The organism is Mycolicibacterium obuense (assembly GCF_055397605.1).
Genome location: NZ_AP043663.1, coordinates 3,823,523 through 3,839,771, shown reverse-complemented (window position 1 = coordinate 3,839,771; position 16,249 = coordinate 3,823,523). Strand labels below are relative to the sequence as shown.

Annotated in this window: 16 protein-coding genes; 7 read left to right on the top strand and 9 right to left on the bottom strand. The window is 67.7% G+C overall.

From position 1 onward, the window contains the following. Positions 1-125 precede the first annotated feature (125 nt). Positions 126-956: a uracil-DNA glycosylase gene (locus ACZ50N_RS18215; protein WP_464473466.1), complete on the top strand. Its 831-nt coding sequence runs from the start codon at positions 126-128 to the stop codon at positions 954-956. Between the two features lie 80 nt (positions 957-1,036). Then, complete coding sequence (locus ACZ50N_RS18210) at positions 1,037-2,086, top strand: LLM class flavin-dependent oxidoreductase (protein WP_046362637.1); 1,050 nt, start codon at positions 1,037-1,039, stop codon at positions 2,084-2,086. Here the strand turns inward: ACZ50N_RS18210 and ACZ50N_RS18205 are convergent. From ACZ50N_RS18205 to ACZ50N_RS18195, 3 genes are read right to left on the bottom strand one after another with little or no spacing between them, the layout of a single operon-like run. Next, entirely contained in the window at positions 2,083-2,541 is a 459-nt protein-coding gene (locus ACZ50N_RS18205) for a nitroreductase family deazaflavin-dependent oxidoreductase (protein ID WP_048421999.1), read from the bottom strand. The two genes, ACZ50N_RS18210 and ACZ50N_RS18205, sit on opposite strands and share 4 nt — an antisense overlap. Before the next feature lie 4 nt (positions 2,542-2,545). Next, positions 2,546-2,983 carry an HIT family protein gene (locus ACZ50N_RS18200; protein ID WP_464473465.1) on the bottom strand — a complete coding sequence of 146 codons (438 nt, stop codon included), beginning with the start codon at positions 2,981-2,983 and terminating at the stop codon, positions 2,546-2,548. Between the two features lie 4 nt (positions 2,984-2,987). After that, positions 2,988-3,500, bottom strand: a complete 513-nt coding sequence (locus ACZ50N_RS18195; protein ID WP_464473464.1) for a DNA-deoxyinosine glycosylase — start codon at positions 3,498-3,500, stop codon at positions 2,988-2,990. A gap of 32 nt (positions 3,501-3,532) precedes the next feature. On the opposite strand from ACZ50N_RS18195, the gene ACZ50N_RS18190 reads away from it, so the two are divergent. Continuing rightward, on the top strand, positions 3,533-4,660 hold the full coding sequence (locus ACZ50N_RS18190; RefSeq protein ID WP_046362634.1) for an adenylate/guanylate cyclase domain-containing protein: 1,128 nt from the start codon (positions 3,533-3,535) through the stop codon (positions 4,658-4,660). Positions 4,661-4,763: 103 nt separating this feature from the next. On the opposite strand, the gene ACZ50N_RS18185 is transcribed toward ACZ50N_RS18190, so the two are convergent. Then, positions 4,764-5,996 (bottom strand): integrase catalytic domain-containing protein, encoded by a 1,233-nt coding sequence (locus ACZ50N_RS18185; RefSeq protein WP_048421677.1) that lies wholly within the window; start codon positions 5,994-5,996, stop codon positions 4,764-4,766. 115 nt (positions 5,997-6,111) lie between these two features. On the opposite strand from ACZ50N_RS18185, the gene ACZ50N_RS18180 reads away from it, so the two are divergent. After that, a complete protein-coding gene (locus tag ACZ50N_RS18180) occupies positions 6,112-7,488 on the top strand; it encodes an HNH endonuclease signature motif containing protein (protein ID WP_464473463.1) in 1,377 nt (458 codons plus the stop codon). Here ACZ50N_RS18180 and ACZ50N_RS18175 read toward each other — a convergent pair. Next, positions 7,472-9,709, bottom strand: coding sequence for a heavy metal translocating P-type ATPase (locus tag ACZ50N_RS18175; RefSeq protein WP_464473462.1), 2,238 nt, complete (start codon positions 9,707-9,709; stop codon positions 7,472-7,474). The two genes, ACZ50N_RS18180 and ACZ50N_RS18175, sit on opposite strands and share 17 nt — an antisense overlap. Position 9,710: 1 nt before the next feature. Continuing rightward, positions 9,711-9,917, bottom strand: coding sequence for a heavy-metal-associated domain-containing protein (locus ACZ50N_RS18170; protein ID WP_046362632.1), 207 nt, complete (start codon positions 9,915-9,917; stop codon positions 9,711-9,713). Between the two features lie 91 nt (positions 9,918-10,008). Between ACZ50N_RS18170 and ACZ50N_RS18165 the strand changes: the two genes are divergently transcribed. Continuing rightward, the gene (locus ACZ50N_RS18165; RefSeq protein WP_464470359.1) at positions 10,009-10,656 is read left to right on the top strand and encodes a DUF305 domain-containing protein; all 648 of its coding nucleotides are present in this window, start codon (positions 10,009-10,011) and stop codon (positions 10,654-10,656) included. A 1-nt stretch (position 10,657) separates the two neighbouring features. Next, on the top strand, positions 10,658-11,089 hold the full coding sequence (dtd, locus tag ACZ50N_RS18160) for a D-aminoacyl-tRNA deacylase (RefSeq protein WP_046362630.1): 432 nt from the start codon (positions 10,658-10,660) through the stop codon (positions 11,087-11,089). 5 nt (positions 11,090-11,094) lie between these two features. Here dtd and ACZ50N_RS18155 read toward each other — a convergent pair whose 3' ends face one another. Next, positions 11,095-11,976, bottom strand: coding sequence for an AIM24 family protein (locus tag ACZ50N_RS18155; RefSeq protein WP_464473461.1), 882 nt, complete (start codon positions 11,974-11,976; stop codon positions 11,095-11,097). A 71-nt stretch (positions 11,977-12,047) separates the two neighbouring features. Between ACZ50N_RS18155 and ACZ50N_RS18150 the strand changes: the two genes are divergently transcribed. After that, the gene (locus tag ACZ50N_RS18150) at positions 12,048-12,608 is read left to right on the top strand and encodes an ATP-binding transcription factor AbmR (RefSeq protein ID WP_464475672.1); all 561 of its coding nucleotides are present in this window, start codon (positions 12,048-12,050) and stop codon (positions 12,606-12,608) included. Here the strand turns inward: ACZ50N_RS18150 and ACZ50N_RS18145 are convergent, their stop codons facing one another. Together ACZ50N_RS18145 and ACZ50N_RS18140 are read right to left on the bottom strand one after the other, a co-directional pair. Then, positions 12,609-14,510, bottom strand: coding sequence for an ABC transporter ATP-binding protein (locus ACZ50N_RS18145; RefSeq protein ID WP_464473460.1), 1,902 nt, complete (start codon positions 14,508-14,510; stop codon positions 12,609-12,611). Then, positions 14,507-16,234, bottom strand: coding sequence for an ABC transporter ATP-binding protein (locus tag ACZ50N_RS18140; protein WP_464473459.1), 1,728 nt, complete (start codon positions 16,232-16,234; stop codon positions 14,507-14,509). The genes ACZ50N_RS18145 and ACZ50N_RS18140 overlap by 4 nt, the downstream gene beginning before the upstream one ends. Positions 16,235-16,249: the final 15 nt, after the last annotated feature.

Here is a 16,249-nt window from a genome sequence, read left to right as displayed (position 1 = left end):
TCTCCCCACCTCGCTAGGGTTCCCAGGCGATCCATGGTGAGCCGTACTGCCCGGCACGCGGGTGAGGTACACGGTGTTTCGTGGTAACGATGAACCGTGCTTTCTGGTAACGAACAGGTCGAGCGGTGAGTTTGCCGCACCCCCGCACGGGTGGTCTGTTCGCTTCGCCGGTGCCCCCGGGTACGGGATGGCCGGGGGACCCGGGCACCAAGCGCACTCCGGCCGCGGATTCACCGGCCGAGGTCGTCGCGCTCGCAGCCGCCGCCACGACGCTCGGTCGGCTCGACGCCGAGGTGTCGGTGTGCCGGGCGTGCCCGCGTCTGGTGGCGTGGCGCGAAGAGGTCGCCGTGGTCAAGCGGAAGTCCTACATCGATCAGCCCTACTGGGGGAGGCCCGCACCCGGGTTCGGCTCCGAGAAGCCGGGCATTCTCGTCGTCGGGCTCGCGCCCGCGGCCAACGGCGCCAATCGCACGGGACGGGTGTTCACCGGCGACCGGTCGGGCGACTTCCTGTTCGGGTCTCTGTACCGGACCGGACTGGCCAGCCAGCCGACTGCAGTCGACAGTGGAGACGGATTGTCGCTCAACGGTATTCGGGTCGCAGCGGCGGTGCGGTGTGCGCCGCCGGGCAATGCGCCCACCCCGGCCGAGCGCACCACCTGCGCGCCGTGGCTGGACGCCGAGTGGGCCCTGATCAGCCCCCACGTGCGCGTGATCGTCGCACTGGGCGGGATCGCGTGGCAGGCGGCGCTGGCGCTCATCCGGCGAACCGGCGGCACCGTCGGCACGCCCGCCCCCAAGTTCGGACACGGCGCGGCCGCGCCGCTGGACACGCCGACGGGAGAGGTCATGCTGCTGGGCTGCTACCACCCCAGCCAGCAGAACACCTTCACCGGCCGGCTGACCCCGGCGATGATGGACGACATCTTCACGCGCGCCGGTGCGATTTCGGCGTGATTGCCGTCGCTCACCGACGATCATCACGCCGAAATCGCGCAGGAGGGAACGTCGCGGCGCCTCGAGGCGTTGCACGTTCAATGCGCCTCTCTGTCCTCGACCTCGTCCCCGTCCGCTCCGACCAGACCACCTCGGATGCGCTGGCTGCGACGACGCGCCTGGCCCAGGCCGCCGATCGCCTCGGCTACACCCGATACTGGGTGGCCGAGCACCACAACATGCCGTCGGTCGCGGCGACCAGCCCGCCGGTCCTGCTTGCCCACCTGGCCGCGCACACCACCGCTGTGCGCCTGGGCTCCGGCGGGGTCATGCTGCCCAACCACGCGCCACTGGCCGTCGCTGAGCAGTTCGCGCTGCTCGAGGCCGCCCATCCCGGCCGCATCGACCTGGGCATCGGCCGCGCGCCCGGGTCCGACCCGGTCACGTCGATGGCGCTGCGTGGCGCGGCCGGCCGGGACGACCGGGACATCGAGGCGTTCCCCGAGTATCTCGACGACGTCGTCGCCCTGATGGGCCGCACCGGAGTCCGTGTTGCGCTGCCGCGCGACCTGATGCGGGACAATTACATCCTCAAGGCCACGCCGGCCGCCGCGTCCGAACCCAGGCTGTGGTTGCTCGGCTCCTCGATGTACTCCGCGCATCTGGCGGCGGCCAAGGGCCTGCCGTATGTGTTCGCGCATCACTTCTCGGGCCAGGGCACGGCGGAGGCGCTGGAGACCTATCGCGCCGAGTTCCGGCCCAGTGAGCTGACGCCCGAGCCCGTCACGTTCCTGACCGTCAACGCGGTGGTGGCCGAAACCCGCGACGAGGCACTGCGATTGGTGCTCCCGAACCTGCAGATGATGGCGCGGTTGCGTACCGGTGCGCCGCTGGCGGCCGTCGATCTGGTGGAGGACGCCGAGGCGTTGGACATGGGCCCGCGGGCTCAGTCGGTCATCGACCACGGTCTGCGGCAGGCCGTGGTGGGCAGCCCCTCGGAGGCAGCCGAGCAGGTGCGCGAACTGGCAGCGGAGTTCGACGTCGACGAGGTGATGGTCCATCCGGTCGCGTCGGCGCACCGCGGAGTGGACCCCGCGACCTCGCCGGCACGCGAAGCCACGCTCGAACTGCTGGCCAAAGAGCTGTTCTAACCCTTCGGGGTGAGTCTCACCAGCGGGATCTTGCGGCTGGTGCGACGCTGGTAGCCGTTGTAGCGATCGCTGTTGTCGCGGTTGACGAGCTCCCACAGCCGCGGATAGTCGGGATCGTCGGCGAGCACCGGCGTCGCCGACACCGCCAGTCGCTTGGGTCCGAGGTTGATCTCGATGTCCGGGTTCGCTTTCAGGTTGTGATACCACCCGGGCGCGCGCGGATCGCCACCCTTGGAGGCCACGACGTAGTAGTGGCCGCCGTCGGGGAAGTACGACAGCGTGTTGGTTCGGTGCTTACCGGTCTTGGCGCCGACGGTGTGCAGCAGCAGGCTCGGTGGGACGCCGGGCAACGGAATGCGATGGCCGATACGACCATTCGTGCGCTTGTAGAGGGAGTCGTGCAGCATCAGCAGGCGCACACCGACGTTCTGTTCGACCCACAGGGCGATGTTCATCTGCTCAATCCAACTCTGCGGTGTCGATCTGCGCCAGTGCCTCCCGCAGCAGGCGTCCGGTCTGCTCCCGATCACCGTCGCGTCGCATCAGCATCCCCTTGGCGAACGAGAGCTTGTCGCCGTCGCGTCGCGGCACAACGTGCAGGTGGATGTGGAACACCGTCTGAAAAGCGGCCTTGCCGTCGTTGATCGCGATGTTGTTGCCGTCGGCGTGCAGGCCTGAGGCCCGTGCTGCCTTGGCGATGCGCTGGCCCAGCATCATCATCGACGCCAAGGTGGCGGGCGGGGTGTCGGTGAGGTCGACGGTGTGCTTTTTCGGGATGACGAGCGTGTGGCCCCGGGTGAACGGACGGATGTCGAGGATCGCCAGGTACTCGTCGTCCTCGTGGATCGTGATGGCCGGGGCCTCGCCGGCGACGATGGCGCAGAAGACGCAGGACATCCCGTCACGGTAGCGGCTGTGCCACCGGCTCGATGATCCGGCGCCACGCGGTCAGTTTCGTCGCGAACGGCGCGGTGTGCGCGGGGCTGGTGGACGGTAGCGGCACGGTGTCTGGGGAATGCGTCGTGCGGACGAGGCGCCGATAGTTCTTCGCCGCGGCGGCGCCGTTGAAATACAGGCGTTCGATGCTCGGGTGTGCGGCGAAGAACGCGTCGAAGTCGTTGGCCACCATGCTGGCCGGTTCGACCGCGGCGTCGAGACTGCCGAATCGGCGACACGACGCGAGCACATCCCAGACGGCCACGCCGGCGTCGGTGAGCCTGCACACGCGCTCCTCGTGGGGTGCGTGCGCGTCGAAACCGAAGAGCTCGGCGGTGATTCGCCAGAACGCGTTGCGAGGATGGGCGCAGCACCGATGCTGCTCCAGCGACATGACGCCGGGCATGTTTCCGAGGATCAACACCTGGGGACGGTCAGCGACGAGCGGTGGGAAGCTGTGCACGGTCGGAGACGCCATGTCTCCTGTGTAGCGCACGGTAGGTTGAGCGCGTGGCCGATGACGTCGATGTGGAGGCAAGCGGGCTGCTCGACGGGCTCGAGGGCGATGCGCGCGCCGAGCGCGCGGAGCTGATCCCGTGGCTGTTGGAACGCGGGGTGAGCATCGAGCAGATACGGGCCAGTTCGTCGCCGATGCTGCTTGCGTCGCGGCGGGTCATCGGCGACGACGGTGTCTACGTCTCGGCGCGGGAGGCCGCCGAGAAGTACGACGTCGATCTCGAATTGTTCGAGCGGATTCAGCGGGCAATGGGGTTGCCGCGCATCGAGGATCCGGATGCTGCGGTGCTGCTGCGTGCCGACGCCGAAGCGGCGAAGTTCACGCGTGACTTCCTGGCCGCGGGCATCAGTGCCGACGAGCTGGTGCAGATCACCCGGCTCCTCGGGGACGGGGTCGCGCGTGCGGCCGAGGCGATGCGATATGCGGCGTTGGCGGCTGTGATCCGGCCGGCGGCAACGGAAGTGGAGATCGCACAGGCATCGGAGAAGCTGGTTTCCGAATTGGCGCCGATGCTGGGACCCCTGATCCAGGACGTGTTGCTGCTGCAGCTGCGGCATGCGATCGAGACGCAGGCGGTCACTGCGACCGAACGTGCGGAGGGCCAACATCTGCCGGGGGCGCGGGAGGTCACGATCGCGTTCGCCGATCTGGTCGGGTTCACCAAACTGGGGGAGGCGCTGCCGCCCGAGGACCTCGAGCGGCTGGCGCAACGATTGGCCGACATGACGCGTGAGGTCGCGGTGGCCCCGGTGCGCTTCATCAAGACCATCGGCGATGAGGTGATGCTGGTCAGCCCGGAGCCGGTGCCGCTGCTGGAGGCGGTGCTGCGCCTGGTCGACGCGACCGACGACGACGGGGATTTCCCGCGTCTGCGCGTCGGGCTGGCCACCGGGATGGCGGTGAGCCGCGAAGGGGACTGGTTCGGCAGCTCGGTGAATCTCGCCGCTCGCGTCACCGGTGCGGCCCGGCCCGGTTCGGTCCTCGTGGCCGAGAGTGCCCGTGACGCGATCGGCGACGACGAGAGATTCGCGTGGTCGTTCGCGGGAGCGCGACACCTGAAGGGCTTCAAGGCCGACGTGAAGCTGTTCCGCGCGCGCAGGGCGGAGCCGGCCGAGGAGTAGGATCCGGCATGCGTAGCGGGTGAAAGGGCCTGCCCAGGAAGACCTTTGACCTCATTCGTACCGTGGGTATCTCCAGTCACCCGGCGGAGCCTGTTGCCTCACGTCAAGATGCGCGCGTAGGAGTGGTCGTTGCCTCACGTGAGCGTGCGCGCTTGGTGATGGCCGGTTGGCCGTCGTTAGTGGGTTTGCTGGTGGCGAGGGTGAAAAGTTGGACGGTCAAGGCGTGGAGTTGGCGCCGTGTGGCGGCGGGATTGATGAGCGAGTAGATCCGCTTGAGCGCTATGACGCGTTGAACCGTCATGGTCTGGTGATCGATCGCACGCCGGTACGGCGTGGTCGCCTGGTCGTGTTTCTTGGAAACTTTGGCACCGCGACGAGTCTTGGAGATCAGTTTCTGCTGCGGGCAGAAGTAGTTGGCCAGCTTCGAATGCAAACGCCAGATCTCGTTGAGCAACAACAGCTCCGCGGCGGTGTCGTAGCGGTAGTAACCCACGACTGAACGCACCACGGCCCAATTTTTCTGCTCGACATGACAGCCATCGTTTTTGTTGCCTGGTCTCGCCCGGGTGAAGGTGACATGGCGCCGCTCGCACCACGACAGCAGGTGACCGTTGATGAACTCGTATCCGTTGTCGGAATCCACTCCGATGATCGGAAACGGCATCGTGTTAGCGATGTCGTTAAGAGCCGCCACCACATTTTTGGCGGATTTGCTCGGTACGGATCGATTTTCGGTCCAGCCGGTCGCGACATCGGTGACGGTCAAGGTGAATGCATGGCCGCCACCGCGGTCGCCGCCGTCATGGAAGACCAGGTCGATCTCGACGAACCCGGGTTGGGCGTCGTCCCACTCCGCCCAGGTGCGTACCGGTATCTGGGTCTTGAGCAGCGATCCTGGCTTCGTGCCCACATGCCCTCTGAGCTGGCGGTTGGCGCGTTCACCGGCAAGTCTGCGGTCGATGGTGGCCGCCGACATCGAGGTCAGCAATGCCGCGGTGTCCTCGGTAATGGTCAGCTCTCCGAAACGCCGCAACACCGCCACCAGCTCACCGAGCATCGGCGCCAGCCGCTTGCCGGCCGGCATCTCCAAGACCTGCCAACAGACCGTCAACGCTGCGATGACTTCCGGCCCGTATTTCACAGGACGCGGGCTGCGCCTGGCCACAATCCTGGGCACCAGCGCCTGTTTCAGCGCCTTGCGGGCGTGACTCCTATGCCACCCGGTGTTGGCGCACAACTCGTCGAGGATCCGACCTTTGACGCCCTTGCTTGCCAGCTGATAGCGCTTCGCAGCCGCCTCGGTGATTGCTCGGCGCTCGGTCAACGTCAACCCCATCTACTGGGCCTACGCGCGCATTTCTGATGAGGCAACGGCCCGCCCATTTGCGCGCATTTCTAGTGAGTCAACGCGCGGAGTCAGTTTGTCGGACCTTCGAACTAGTGTTCGATGTATGGATGAGGTCGCCGGTGCGGTGGAGGGGTTGCGGGCTCAGCTCGCGATCCTGCACGACGCCTGCGACACGCTGACCCACCCGGAGTTGGTGGCTCTGTTGTCTGAGGTGACCACGGTGGTGCGGTCGGTGCCGGCGTTGGAGCATCAGATCCTGGCTCGGCTCACGATGGAGACGGAGCCGCGCCGGCTCGGGGAAGCGTCGTGGAAGACGGTGCTGACGACCGCGCTGCGGGTCTCCGATAAAGAGGCAAAGCGCCGACTTGCTGATGCCGCGCACCTGGGTCCGCGCCAAGCCCTGACCGGGGAACCGCTGCCGCCGGTCTGGGAGGCCACCGCCGCCGCCCAAGCCGCCGGCACCCTGGACGGCGAGCATGTCGCGGTGATCGCGGCGTTCCACGAGGACCTGCCGGTGTGGGTCGATGTGGACACCCGCGCTGCCGCGGATCGACAGTTGGCGTCGCTGGGCGCCGGATTGACGCCGCAAGATTTGAAGAAGGCGGCTGATCGGTTGGCGGCGATGATCGACGCCGACGGCCCCGAACCATCGCATGCCGATCGCGCCCGCAAGCGCGGGATCAGACTGGGTGAGCAGCAGGCCGACGGGATGAGCCGCCTCTCGGGCTGGATCACCCCGGAAGCGCGCGCTACTTACGAAGCCATTCAGGCCAAGCTGGCTGCGCCGGGGATGTGCAACCCCGACGACGAGACACCCTGCGTCGACGCCGAACCCGACGAGCGACAGCGTCGGGATGACACGCGCAGTGCTGCGCAGCGCAACCATGATGCGTGGCTGGCCGTCGGCCGGATGGCTCTGAGCTCCGGGGACCTGGGCTCGCACAACGGATTACCGGTCACCGTGATCGTCTCCACAACCTTGCAGGAGTTGGAGAAGTCGGCGGGGGTGGCGGTCACCGGCGGCGGCAGCTTGTTGCCGATGGCCAATCTGATCCGGATGGCCACCCATGCCCATCACTATCTGGCGGTGTTCGATCAGCACACCAATCAGCCGCTGTATCTGGGCCGGACGAGACGGCTGGCGTCGGCGGCACAAAGAATAGTGCTGCACTCCTCGGCCCGCGGCTGCACCCGACCCGGCTGCACCGTGCCCGGCTACTGGACCCAGGTCCACCACGTCGACGACTGGAAAAGCGGCGGGGCCACCGACATCACCAACCTCACCCTCGCCTGTGGGCCGGATAACCGCATGATCGAACAGACCGGCTGGACCACCCATGTCAACGACCGCGGCCAGACCGAATGGCTGCCCCCACCCGACCTCGATACCGGCCGACGCCGCGTGAACGGCTACCACCACCGGAGAACGCCACCTCCTACCCGAAGACGACCACGGGCCGTGATCACCGCGCGGGCGTGAACCCCCGCAGCCTCAAGCTGTTGGTCACCACGAACACCGAGCTGAAAGCCATTGCCGCCCCGGCGATCATCGGATTCAGCAGGCCCGCTGCCGCCAGCGGCAGCGCCGCGACGTTGTAGGCGAACGCCCAGAACAGGTTGCCCTTGATGATGCTCAAAGTCCGGCGAGACAGCCGAATCGCATCGGGCACGGCCCGCAGATCGTCGCGCACCAGCGTCAGGTCACTCGCTTCGATCGCGACGTCGGTGCCGCTGCCCATTGCCAAACCGAGGTCGGCTTGTGCCAGCGCGGCCGCGTCGTTGACACCGTCGCCCACCATCGCGACGACCTTGCCCTCGCGCTGCAGCCGGATCACGGTGTCGACCTTTTCCTGCGGCAAGACGCCAGCGATCACCTGCTCGACGCCCACCTCGGCGGCCACGGCGCGGGCGACCGCTTCGTTGTCGCCGGTCACCATGATCGGCGTCAGGCCGAGCTGCTTCATCAGCGAAACAGCCTCGGCGGAAGTCTCTTTCACCGTGTCGGCCACCGTCACCACGCCGCGCACCCGGCCGTCCCAGCCCACCACGACAGCGGTGCGCCCCTTAGTTTCAGCCTGCTGCACCGCAGCGTGGACGTCCGCCGCCACCTCGAAGCCCTGCTCGTCGAACAGTCGTAACCGGCCGAGCAGCACGGTCCGATCCTCGACGACGCCCCGCACGCCAAGACCACGCAGATTTTCGAACGACGTCACCGACGGCAAATCGCCGAGCTTGTCGCGGGCACCGGCGCTGATCGCGTGCGCGATCGGATGCTCCGACGCAGCCTCGGCGGCTCCCGCGATCCGCAGCACCTGGTCCGACTGTTCACCAGCGGAAGCGACGACACCCGTCACCGTCATCGTGCCCGTCGTCACGGTCCCCGTCTTGTCGACGATCACCGTGTCGACCCGCCGCGTCGACTCCAGCACCTCCGGCCCCTTGATCAGGATGCCCAGCTGCGCACCCCGGCCTGTGCCGACCATCAGTGCCGTCGGCGTTGCCAGTCCCAGAGCGCACGGGCACGCGACGATCAGCACGGCCACTGCCGCGGTGAAGGCAGCGCCGGCCGACGCTCCGACAGCCAACCAGAATCCCAGTGTCGCAGCAGCCAATCCGAGTACGACGGGGACGAACACCGCGGAGATCCGGTCCGCGAGCCGCTGCGCCGATGCCTTGCCGGTCTGTGCGTTCTCGACCAGTAGAGCCGTCTGCGCGAGTTGCGTATCCGCACCCACCCGTCGGGCACGCACGACGAGCAGGCCGTCGACGTTGACCGTCGCCCCGACCACCTCGTCGCCAGGCGACACGTCCACCGGTACCGATTCGCCGGTCAGCATCGACGCGTCGACTGCTGAATCGCCCTCGAGCACAACACCGTCTGCGGCGATCTTCTCCCCTGGGCGCACGATGAAGTCATCGCCGGCGCGCAGATGCTCGATCGGAATGCGCTGTTCTGCGCCGTCCCTGCGTACGGATACCTCTTTGGCGCCCATGTCGAGCAGAGCGCGCAGTGCCGCACCGGCCTCCCGCTGTGCTCTTGCCTCGAGGTAGCGCCCTGCGATCAGGAAGGTGGTGACCCCGGCCGCCGCTTCGAGGTAGATGTTGCCGGTGCCGTCGGTGCGCGCGATCGTCAATTCGAACGGATGGGTCATTCCCGGCATGCCCGCGTGCCCCCAGAACAGCGCGTAGACCGACCATCCGAACGCCGAGAGTGTGCCGATCGAGATCAGCGTGTCCATCGTCGCGGCGCGGTGCCGCAGATTGGTCCACGTAGCGACATGGAACGGCCAGCCGCCCCACACCACCACAGGCGCCGCCAACGTCAGCGACAGCCACTGCCAGTAGGTGAACTGCCAGGCCGGCACCATCGCCAGCGCGACCACCGGCACCGACAGCGCCGCGCAGATCAGTAGGCGACGACGCAGCTCGGCGGCGGGATCGTCCGACGCCGGTTCAACCGGTGCCTGCTGGGGGAGGGAGGCGTGATAGCCGGCGGCTTCCACCGCGGCGAGGAGCTGATCGGTGGTGACGTGTCCGTCGTAGGTGACGCGCGCCTTCTCGGTGGCGAAGTTGACCGTCGCGGCGACGCCGTCGAGCTTGTTCAGCTTCTTCTCCACCCGAGCAGCGCAGGACGCGCAGGTCATGCCGTCGATCGACAGGTCCAGCGATGTCACTGCCCGTGTCGGTGTCGGGGCCGCCATATCAGCTCGCCAGCTGGTAGCCGGCCTCTTCGACGGCGGCGCGCACAGCGTCGGGGTCGACGGGCCGGATGCTGGCGATGGTCACCGTGCCGCCGGCGAGGTCGATGCTCACGTCGGACACGCCGGGCAAGTGCGACAGCTCGGCGCGCACCGAGGAGGCGCAGCCGGCGCAGGTCATACCCTCGACAGCGATCGTGGTGGTGCTCATGGGAATCCTCTCCGGGGCGGTGTGACGCGCCCGCCCGACATGTGTACCATACCCCCCTAGGGTATAAAAAGCTACGACGGGAGAGACGCTGGTGTCCCTTTTCACGACGAAGTCCACGGTCAAGGCTGCGACTGCGGTGGGGGCCGCGGGAACCGCTCTGGTGCTGCTGCTGAGCGGGTGTACCGACTCCGGCCAGGGCAGCGCCGGCTCGACGACCAGCGCCCACGACGATGCCGACCACGACCACGGCTCGATGACGCACAGCGCCGATCCAGCCGCCGGCCACAACGATGCCGACGTCTCGTTTGCCGCCGGCATGGTGCCCCACCACGAGCAGGCGATCGTGATGAGCGACATCATCTTGGGCAAGCAAGGCATCGATGCCCGCGTCGTCGAACTGGCCAACCAGATCAAGGCCGCCCAGGGTCCGGAGATCGCGACCATGCAGCAGTGGCTCACCGAGTGGAATGCCGCACCGATGAACCACGAGGGTCATGACATGACCAGCATGGGCATGATGACCGATCAGCAGCTCGACCAGCTGCGGCAGGCCCAGGGTGCCGACGCGGCGCGCCAGTTCCTCACCGGCATGATCGCCCACCACGAGGGTGCGGTGCGGATGGCCCAGACGGAGCTGGACTCCGGTGAGGCGGCGGACGCGAAGAAGCTGGCCCAGAGCATCATCGACACCCAGCAGCGCGAGATCGCCACGATGAAGCAGATTCTCGGATCGCTCTAGGATGCGGGTGCTCGTGCAGCGGGTGACCTCGGCGCGCGTCACGGTCGCGGGGGAGGTCGTCGGCGAGATCACCCCGGCCTCCCAGGGGCTACTGGCGCTGGTCGGGATCACCCATGACGACGACGCGGCCACAGCCACCAAATTGGCCGAAAAGCTCTGGCAGATGCGGATTCTCGACGACGAGAAGTCCGCGGCCGACATCGGCGCACCGATCCTGGTCGTCAGTCAGTTCACGTTGTACGGGAACACCACGAAGGGCCGCCGGCCCACCTGGAATGCCGCGGCTCCGGGCGCTGTCGCCGAGCCGCTGGTCGACGCGTTCTGCGATGCGCTGCGCGCACTGGGCGCGGAGGTGCAGACCGGTGCGTTCGGTGCCGACATGTCCGTCGAACTCGTCAACGACGGCCCCGTCACCGTGATGCTCGAGCTCTAGCGAAGTCACTGCGCGGTGGTGACCTGCACCCCTTCGGACGGCTGCACGATCACGAATCCGTTGCCGTAGAACGAGACCTGCACCGCTTCGCCGGAACCGCGGCCGATCAGCGCACCGGCCTTGAAGCTGGTCTTGAGTTGGGTCTGCAGATTGGCCGACCAGGCGACGACGGCATTGGTGTCGGCGAACGTCGGCGCCTCTGCGGCGTTGAGTACCACCGGCGGTCCGTCGGTGGTCAGCGCGACCCACCCGGTGCCGCGCAACGTCGTGTTGAACAGGCCGCCGGTGGCGATGCTGCCGCCTTTGACGCGTTCGATGTTCCAGTCGAGGCTCGACGAGAACGCCAGCACGTTCTTGCCGCTGATGGACAGGCCCGAGTTCGTCAGGTTCAGCAGGTGGACGTCGTAGGCGCGCTCGGCGAGGAAGACGTCGCCCTGGCCGGCGCATCTCATCAGCGGCAGACCCTCGCCGGTCAACGCCTTCTTGATGAACCGGGACGCGCCGCCGCCTTCGAACGAGAAGTCGACGTTGCCCTGGTAGGCGACCATCGAGCCCTGCCGCGCCATGAACGGCTCGCCCAGCCGGACGCGCAGCAGCTTGGCGTTCTGATTGCCGATCGCCTTGGCTTCCTTCTCGCTGAAGCGGCCGTCGACGAGATCGCCACTGATACCGGCGAATCCGCTGTCACCGACGGGCTGTGCCTGTGCCTGCACCCGAGCCTGCGACTGCCCGACCGGCTGCTGGGTCGGAGCCTGCTGGCCGAGTGGCGCACGCATCACCTGCCCGCCGGCCGACACCTGGTCGGTCCACTGCTGACCGTCGTGCCACCGATAGTCGAAGCGGCCCTCGGGATCGGGCTGCCACGTGCCTTGTCCGGGTGCGCTCATGCGCCTCACCCTAGTGCCGTTCGCCGACGGTGAACCCCGTTCCCGTGAGTCTGAAACGGTGTAATCATGTAATCATGAGACACCATCCCCACAAGAGAGCCGGCCGCTCCGGAGGCTGGCAGCAGGCCGATCAACCCGATGCCCGTGATGCCGCCGAGTGGTTCGCCGGGCGCCTGCCGGAAGAGTGGTTCGCCGGTGACCCCGAGGTCATCGTCGACCGCGAAGAGATCACCGTCGTCGGCCGCCTCGCCGAGGTCGACGGCGAACAACCCGAGAGCGAGGCCCGCGCCTCTGGGCGTGCCGCACGCTTCCGCGAGCAGACCCGCGCCGAGCGCATGCACATCGCCGACGAAGCCGAGGCGCGCTACGCGCGCAAGGTCTCGTGGGGCGTCACGGTCGGTGACGAGCGGATCCTGTTCACCCACATGGCAGTTCCAGTGATGACGCGTCTGCGTCAGACGGAACGTCAGGTGCTCGACACGCTCGTCGACGCCGGGGTGGCGCGGTCGCGCTCCGATGCACTTGCCTGGTCAGTACGGTTGGTCGGCGAGCACGCCGACGAATGGCTGGGCAAGTTGCGCGACGCGATGCGTGAGGTCGACGACCTGCGCGCGCAGGGGCCGCAGGTCTAGTCAGGCCTGGATCATCGTCCAGTAGGCGCCGCGGCGGGCCATCAGCTCGTCGTGCGTGCCCTGCTCGACGATCCGGCCGGCGTCCATCACCAGGATGAGGTCGGCATCGCGGATCGTCGACAGACGATGCGCGATCAGGAAGCTGGTGCGACCTTCCCGCAGCGAGGTCATCGCGTGCTGGATCAGCACCTCGGTGCGCGTGTCCACCGAGCTGGTCGCCTCGTCGAGGATCAAAAGCTGGGGGCGGGCCAGGACGGCGCGCGCAATCGTGATCAGTTGGCGCTCACCGACACTGATGTTCGTGCCGCCGTCGGCGATGCGTGTGTCGTAGCCGTCGGGCAGCGTGTGCACGAATCGGTCGACGAACGCCGCGGTGGCAGCCTCGATCACCTCGTCGCGGTCGGCGTCGGGTCTGCCGTAGGCGATGTTGTCGTACACGGTGCCGGCGAAGAGCCAGGTGTCCTGCAGCACCATGCCGATCCGGGAGCGCAACGCCGAGCGGCTCACCGTGGTGATGTCGACGCCGTCGAGCAGGATCTGGCCGGCGTCGACGTCGTAGAACCGCATCAGCAGGTTGACCAGGGTCGTCTTGCCCGCGCCGGTCGGCCCGACGATCGCCACCGTGGTGCCCGGCTCCACGACGAGGCTCAGGCCCTCGATCACGGGTGCCTCGGGGCGGTAGCCGAACCGGACATCGTGGAACTCGACGCGGCCGCTGCGTCCACTGACCGTCGGCAGGTCCCGGTCAGGCGCCTGGGGTTCCTCCTCGGCGTCGAGCAGCTCGAAAACCCGCTCGGCGCTGGCGATTCCCGATTGCAGGGTGTTGTACATGCCGGCGATCTGGGTCAGCGGCTGGTTGAACTGCCGCACGTACTGGATGAACGCCTGGATGCCGCCGAGGGTGATCTGCCCGGTGGCGACCTGGATCCCGCCCACCACCGCGACGGCCACGTAGCTGAGGTTGCCGACGAAGATCGTGGCGGGGGAGACCAAACCGGAGAGGAACTGCGCCCCGAAACTGGCGTGGTAGACGTCGTCGTTGAGCTCGGCGAACTGCTTCTCCGCGTGGGCCCGGTGCCCGTAGGTGGTGACGACGGTGAAGCCGCTGTAGGTCTCTTCGATGTGCGCGTTGAGCTTTCCGGTGTTGGTCCACTGCGCGACGAACAGGCGGCGTGACCGCCTCGCGATCGACCGGGTGACCCACAGCGAGAGCGGGACGGTCACCACCGTCAGCAGCGTCAACAGCGGTGAGATCGTCAGCATCATCACCAGCACGGCGACGACCGTCAGGACCGAGGTGAGCAGCTGGGTGATCGACATCGACAGCGACTGCGCCAGATTGTCGACATCGTTGGTGACTCGGCTGAGCACCTCGCCGCGCTGCCGGGAGTCGAAGTAGCGCAGCGGCAGCCGATGGATCTTGTCCTCGACGTCGGCGCGCAACGCCACCATGGTCTTCTGGACGACGACGTTCAGCAACCGCGCCTGCAGCCAGACCATCAGCGCCGCAACCAGATACAACCCCAGCGCCAGCGCCAGCGTGCGGGCCACCGCGGCGAAGTCGACGCCCTGGCCCGGGATGACGTTCATGCCGGACAGCAGGTCGGCAAACGTGGTGTCACCGCGAGCGCGAGCCGCTTCGACTGCCTGCTCCTTGGTCAGGCCGGCCGGGAGCTCTCGGCCCACCACACCGTTGAACAGCAGGTCGGTGGCGTGGCCCAGGATCCGCGGCCCGACGACGCCGATCGCAATGCCACCGATGCCGAGCAGCATCACCGCGACGGTCAGACCGCGTTGTGGCGTCAGCCTTCTGAGCAGTCGCAGGGCCGAGGCCCGGAAGTCACGGGAACGAGCCTGCGGGGGTTCGTTCATCCGCATCGAGCGGGCCAGCGGGCCGCTCACGGCGTCCCGACCGACTGTGAATCCGCGAACTCGCGGTAGGCCGTGCACTCGGCGATCAGCTCATCGTGGGTGCCCGCGCCGACGACCCGTCCGTCGTCGACGACGACGATGTGGTCGGCCTCGGCGATGGTGGAGATGCGTTGCGCGACCACGATCACGGTGGCGTCGGCGGACACCTCGCGCAGCCTGGTGCGGACCGTGGCGTCGGTATGGACGTCGAGTGCGGAGAACGCGTCGTCGAACAGGTAGATCGCCGGGGTGCGGATGACGGCCCGCGCGATCGCGAGCCTCTGGCGCTGACCTCCGGAGAAATTCATCCCTCCCTGCGCGACGCGCTGGTCGAGCCCGTCGGGGTGGGCGGCGACGAAGTCGTCGGCGGCGGCGACCCGCAACGCCGCCCACATCTCGTCGTCGGTGGCGTCCGCCTTCCCGAACCGCAGGTTGTCGGCGATCGTGCCGGCGAACAGGTAACCGCGCTGTGGCACCAATCCGATCTCCGCCCACAGCGTTTCGATGTCGAGATCGCGGACATCGACACCGTCGACCAGAACCGCCCCGTCGGTCACGTCGTACAGCCGGCAGACCAGGGACAGCAGCGTCGACTTCCCCGAGCCCGTCGAGCCGACGATCGCGGTCGTCGCCTGCGGCCGGGCTATCAGCGAAATATCCTGCAGCACCGGGCGGTCGGCACCGTCGTAGGAGAAGGTGGCCCCGGCGAAGCGCACCTCTCCGGTGGTGCGTTCCGGCACGACCGGTTCGGCGGGGCTGACGATGGTCGGCTGCGTCGAGAGCACCTCGGTGATGCGTTCGGCGCACGCGGACGCGCGCGGGATGATCACCAGGATGAACGTCGCCATCAACACGGCGACGAGGATCTGCATGAAGTAGGAGAGGAATGCGATCAGCGAGCCGACCTGCATCTGCCCGGCGTCGATGCGCTGGCCGCCGAACCAGATCAGGGCCACGCTCGAGATGTTGATCACCAGCGTGGTGACCGGCAGCATCACCGCCTGCCACCGGCCGGCCTCCAGCGCGGCGTCGGCCAGCGCCGTGTTGGCCGCAGCGAACCTGGTGCGCTCGTAGGGTTCCCGGGCGAAGGCACGCACCACCCGCAGTCCCGTGAGCTGCTCGCGCATGACCCGGTTGATGCCGTCGATCAGGCGTTGCAGCCGGCGGAAGACAGGCAGCAGATGGGAGACGATCCAGTAGTTGGCCAGCGCCAGCACCGGAACGCTGATCAGCAACAGCCAGGACAGTCCGGCGTCCTGGTGGATCGCCATCGCGATGCCGCCGATGCACATGATCGGCGCGGTGATGAGCATCGTCGCGGTCAGCTGCACCAACAGCTGGATTTGCTGAACATCGTTCGTGGTGCGGGTCAGCAGCGACGGCGCCCCGAAGCGCGCGGTCTGCTCGGCCGAGAACCCGGTGACGTGATGGAAGATCACCGACCGCAGATCGCGGCCCACGCCCATGCTGGCGCGCGAGCCGAAGTAGACGGCGCCGACCGCGCAGGCCACCTGCAGAGCGGTCACCCCGAGCATCACCGCACCGAGCTCGACGATGCGGCGCAGGTTCCCCTGGGCGACGCCGTCGTCGATGATCGCGGCGTTGACGGTCGGGAGATACAGCGTGGCCAGGGTGCTGACGAGCTGGAGACCGGCGACCACCGCGAGGAGCGGGCGGTACGGCCGGGTGTGCCGGCGGAGCAGGCCCCAGAGCATCCCGCTACTGTCGCA

Excerpts from the sequence above, each read along its gene's own strand:
- ACZ50N_RS18210 (WP_046362637.1), top strand. The coding sequence starts at position 1,037 with ATGCGCCTCTCTGTCCTCGACCTCGTCCCCGTCCGCTCCGACCAGACC.
- ACZ50N_RS18205 (WP_048421999.1), bottom strand. The coding sequence starts at position 2,541 with ATGAACATCGCCCTGTGGGTCGAACAGAACGTCGGTGTGCGCCTGCTG.
- ACZ50N_RS18200 (WP_464473465.1), bottom strand. The coding sequence starts at position 2,983 with ATGTCCTGCGTCTTCTGCGCCATCGTCGCCGGCGAGGCCCCGGCCATC.
- ACZ50N_RS18195 (WP_464473464.1), bottom strand. The coding sequence starts at position 3,500 with ATGGCGTCTCCGACCGTGCACAGCTTCCCACCGCTCGTCGCTGACCGT.
- ACZ50N_RS18185 (WP_048421677.1), bottom strand. The coding sequence starts at position 5,996 with ATGGGGTTGACGTTGACCGAGCGCCGAGCAATCACCGAGGCGGCTGCG.
- ACZ50N_RS18180 (WP_464473463.1), top strand. The coding sequence starts at position 6,112 with ATGGATGAGGTCGCCGGTGCGGTGGAGGGGTTGCGGGCTCAGCTCGCG.
- ACZ50N_RS18175 (WP_464473462.1), bottom strand. The coding sequence starts at position 9,709 with ATGGCGGCCCCGACACCGACACGGGCAGTGACATCGCTGGACCTGTCG.
- ACZ50N_RS18170 (WP_046362632.1), bottom strand. The coding sequence starts at position 9,917 with ATGAGCACCACCACGATCGCTGTCGAGGGTATGACCTGCGCCGGCTGC.
- dtd (WP_046362630.1), top strand. The coding sequence starts at position 10,658 with ATGCGGGTGCTCGTGCAGCGGGTGACCTCGGCGCGCGTCACGGTCGCG.
- ACZ50N_RS18155 (WP_464473461.1), bottom strand. The coding sequence starts at position 11,976 with ATGAGCGCACCCGGACAAGGCACGTGGCAGCCCGATCCCGAGGGCCGC.
- ACZ50N_RS18140 (WP_464473459.1), bottom strand. The coding sequence starts at position 16,234 with ATGCTCTGGGGCCTGCTCCGCCGGCACACCCGGCCGTACCGCCCGCTC.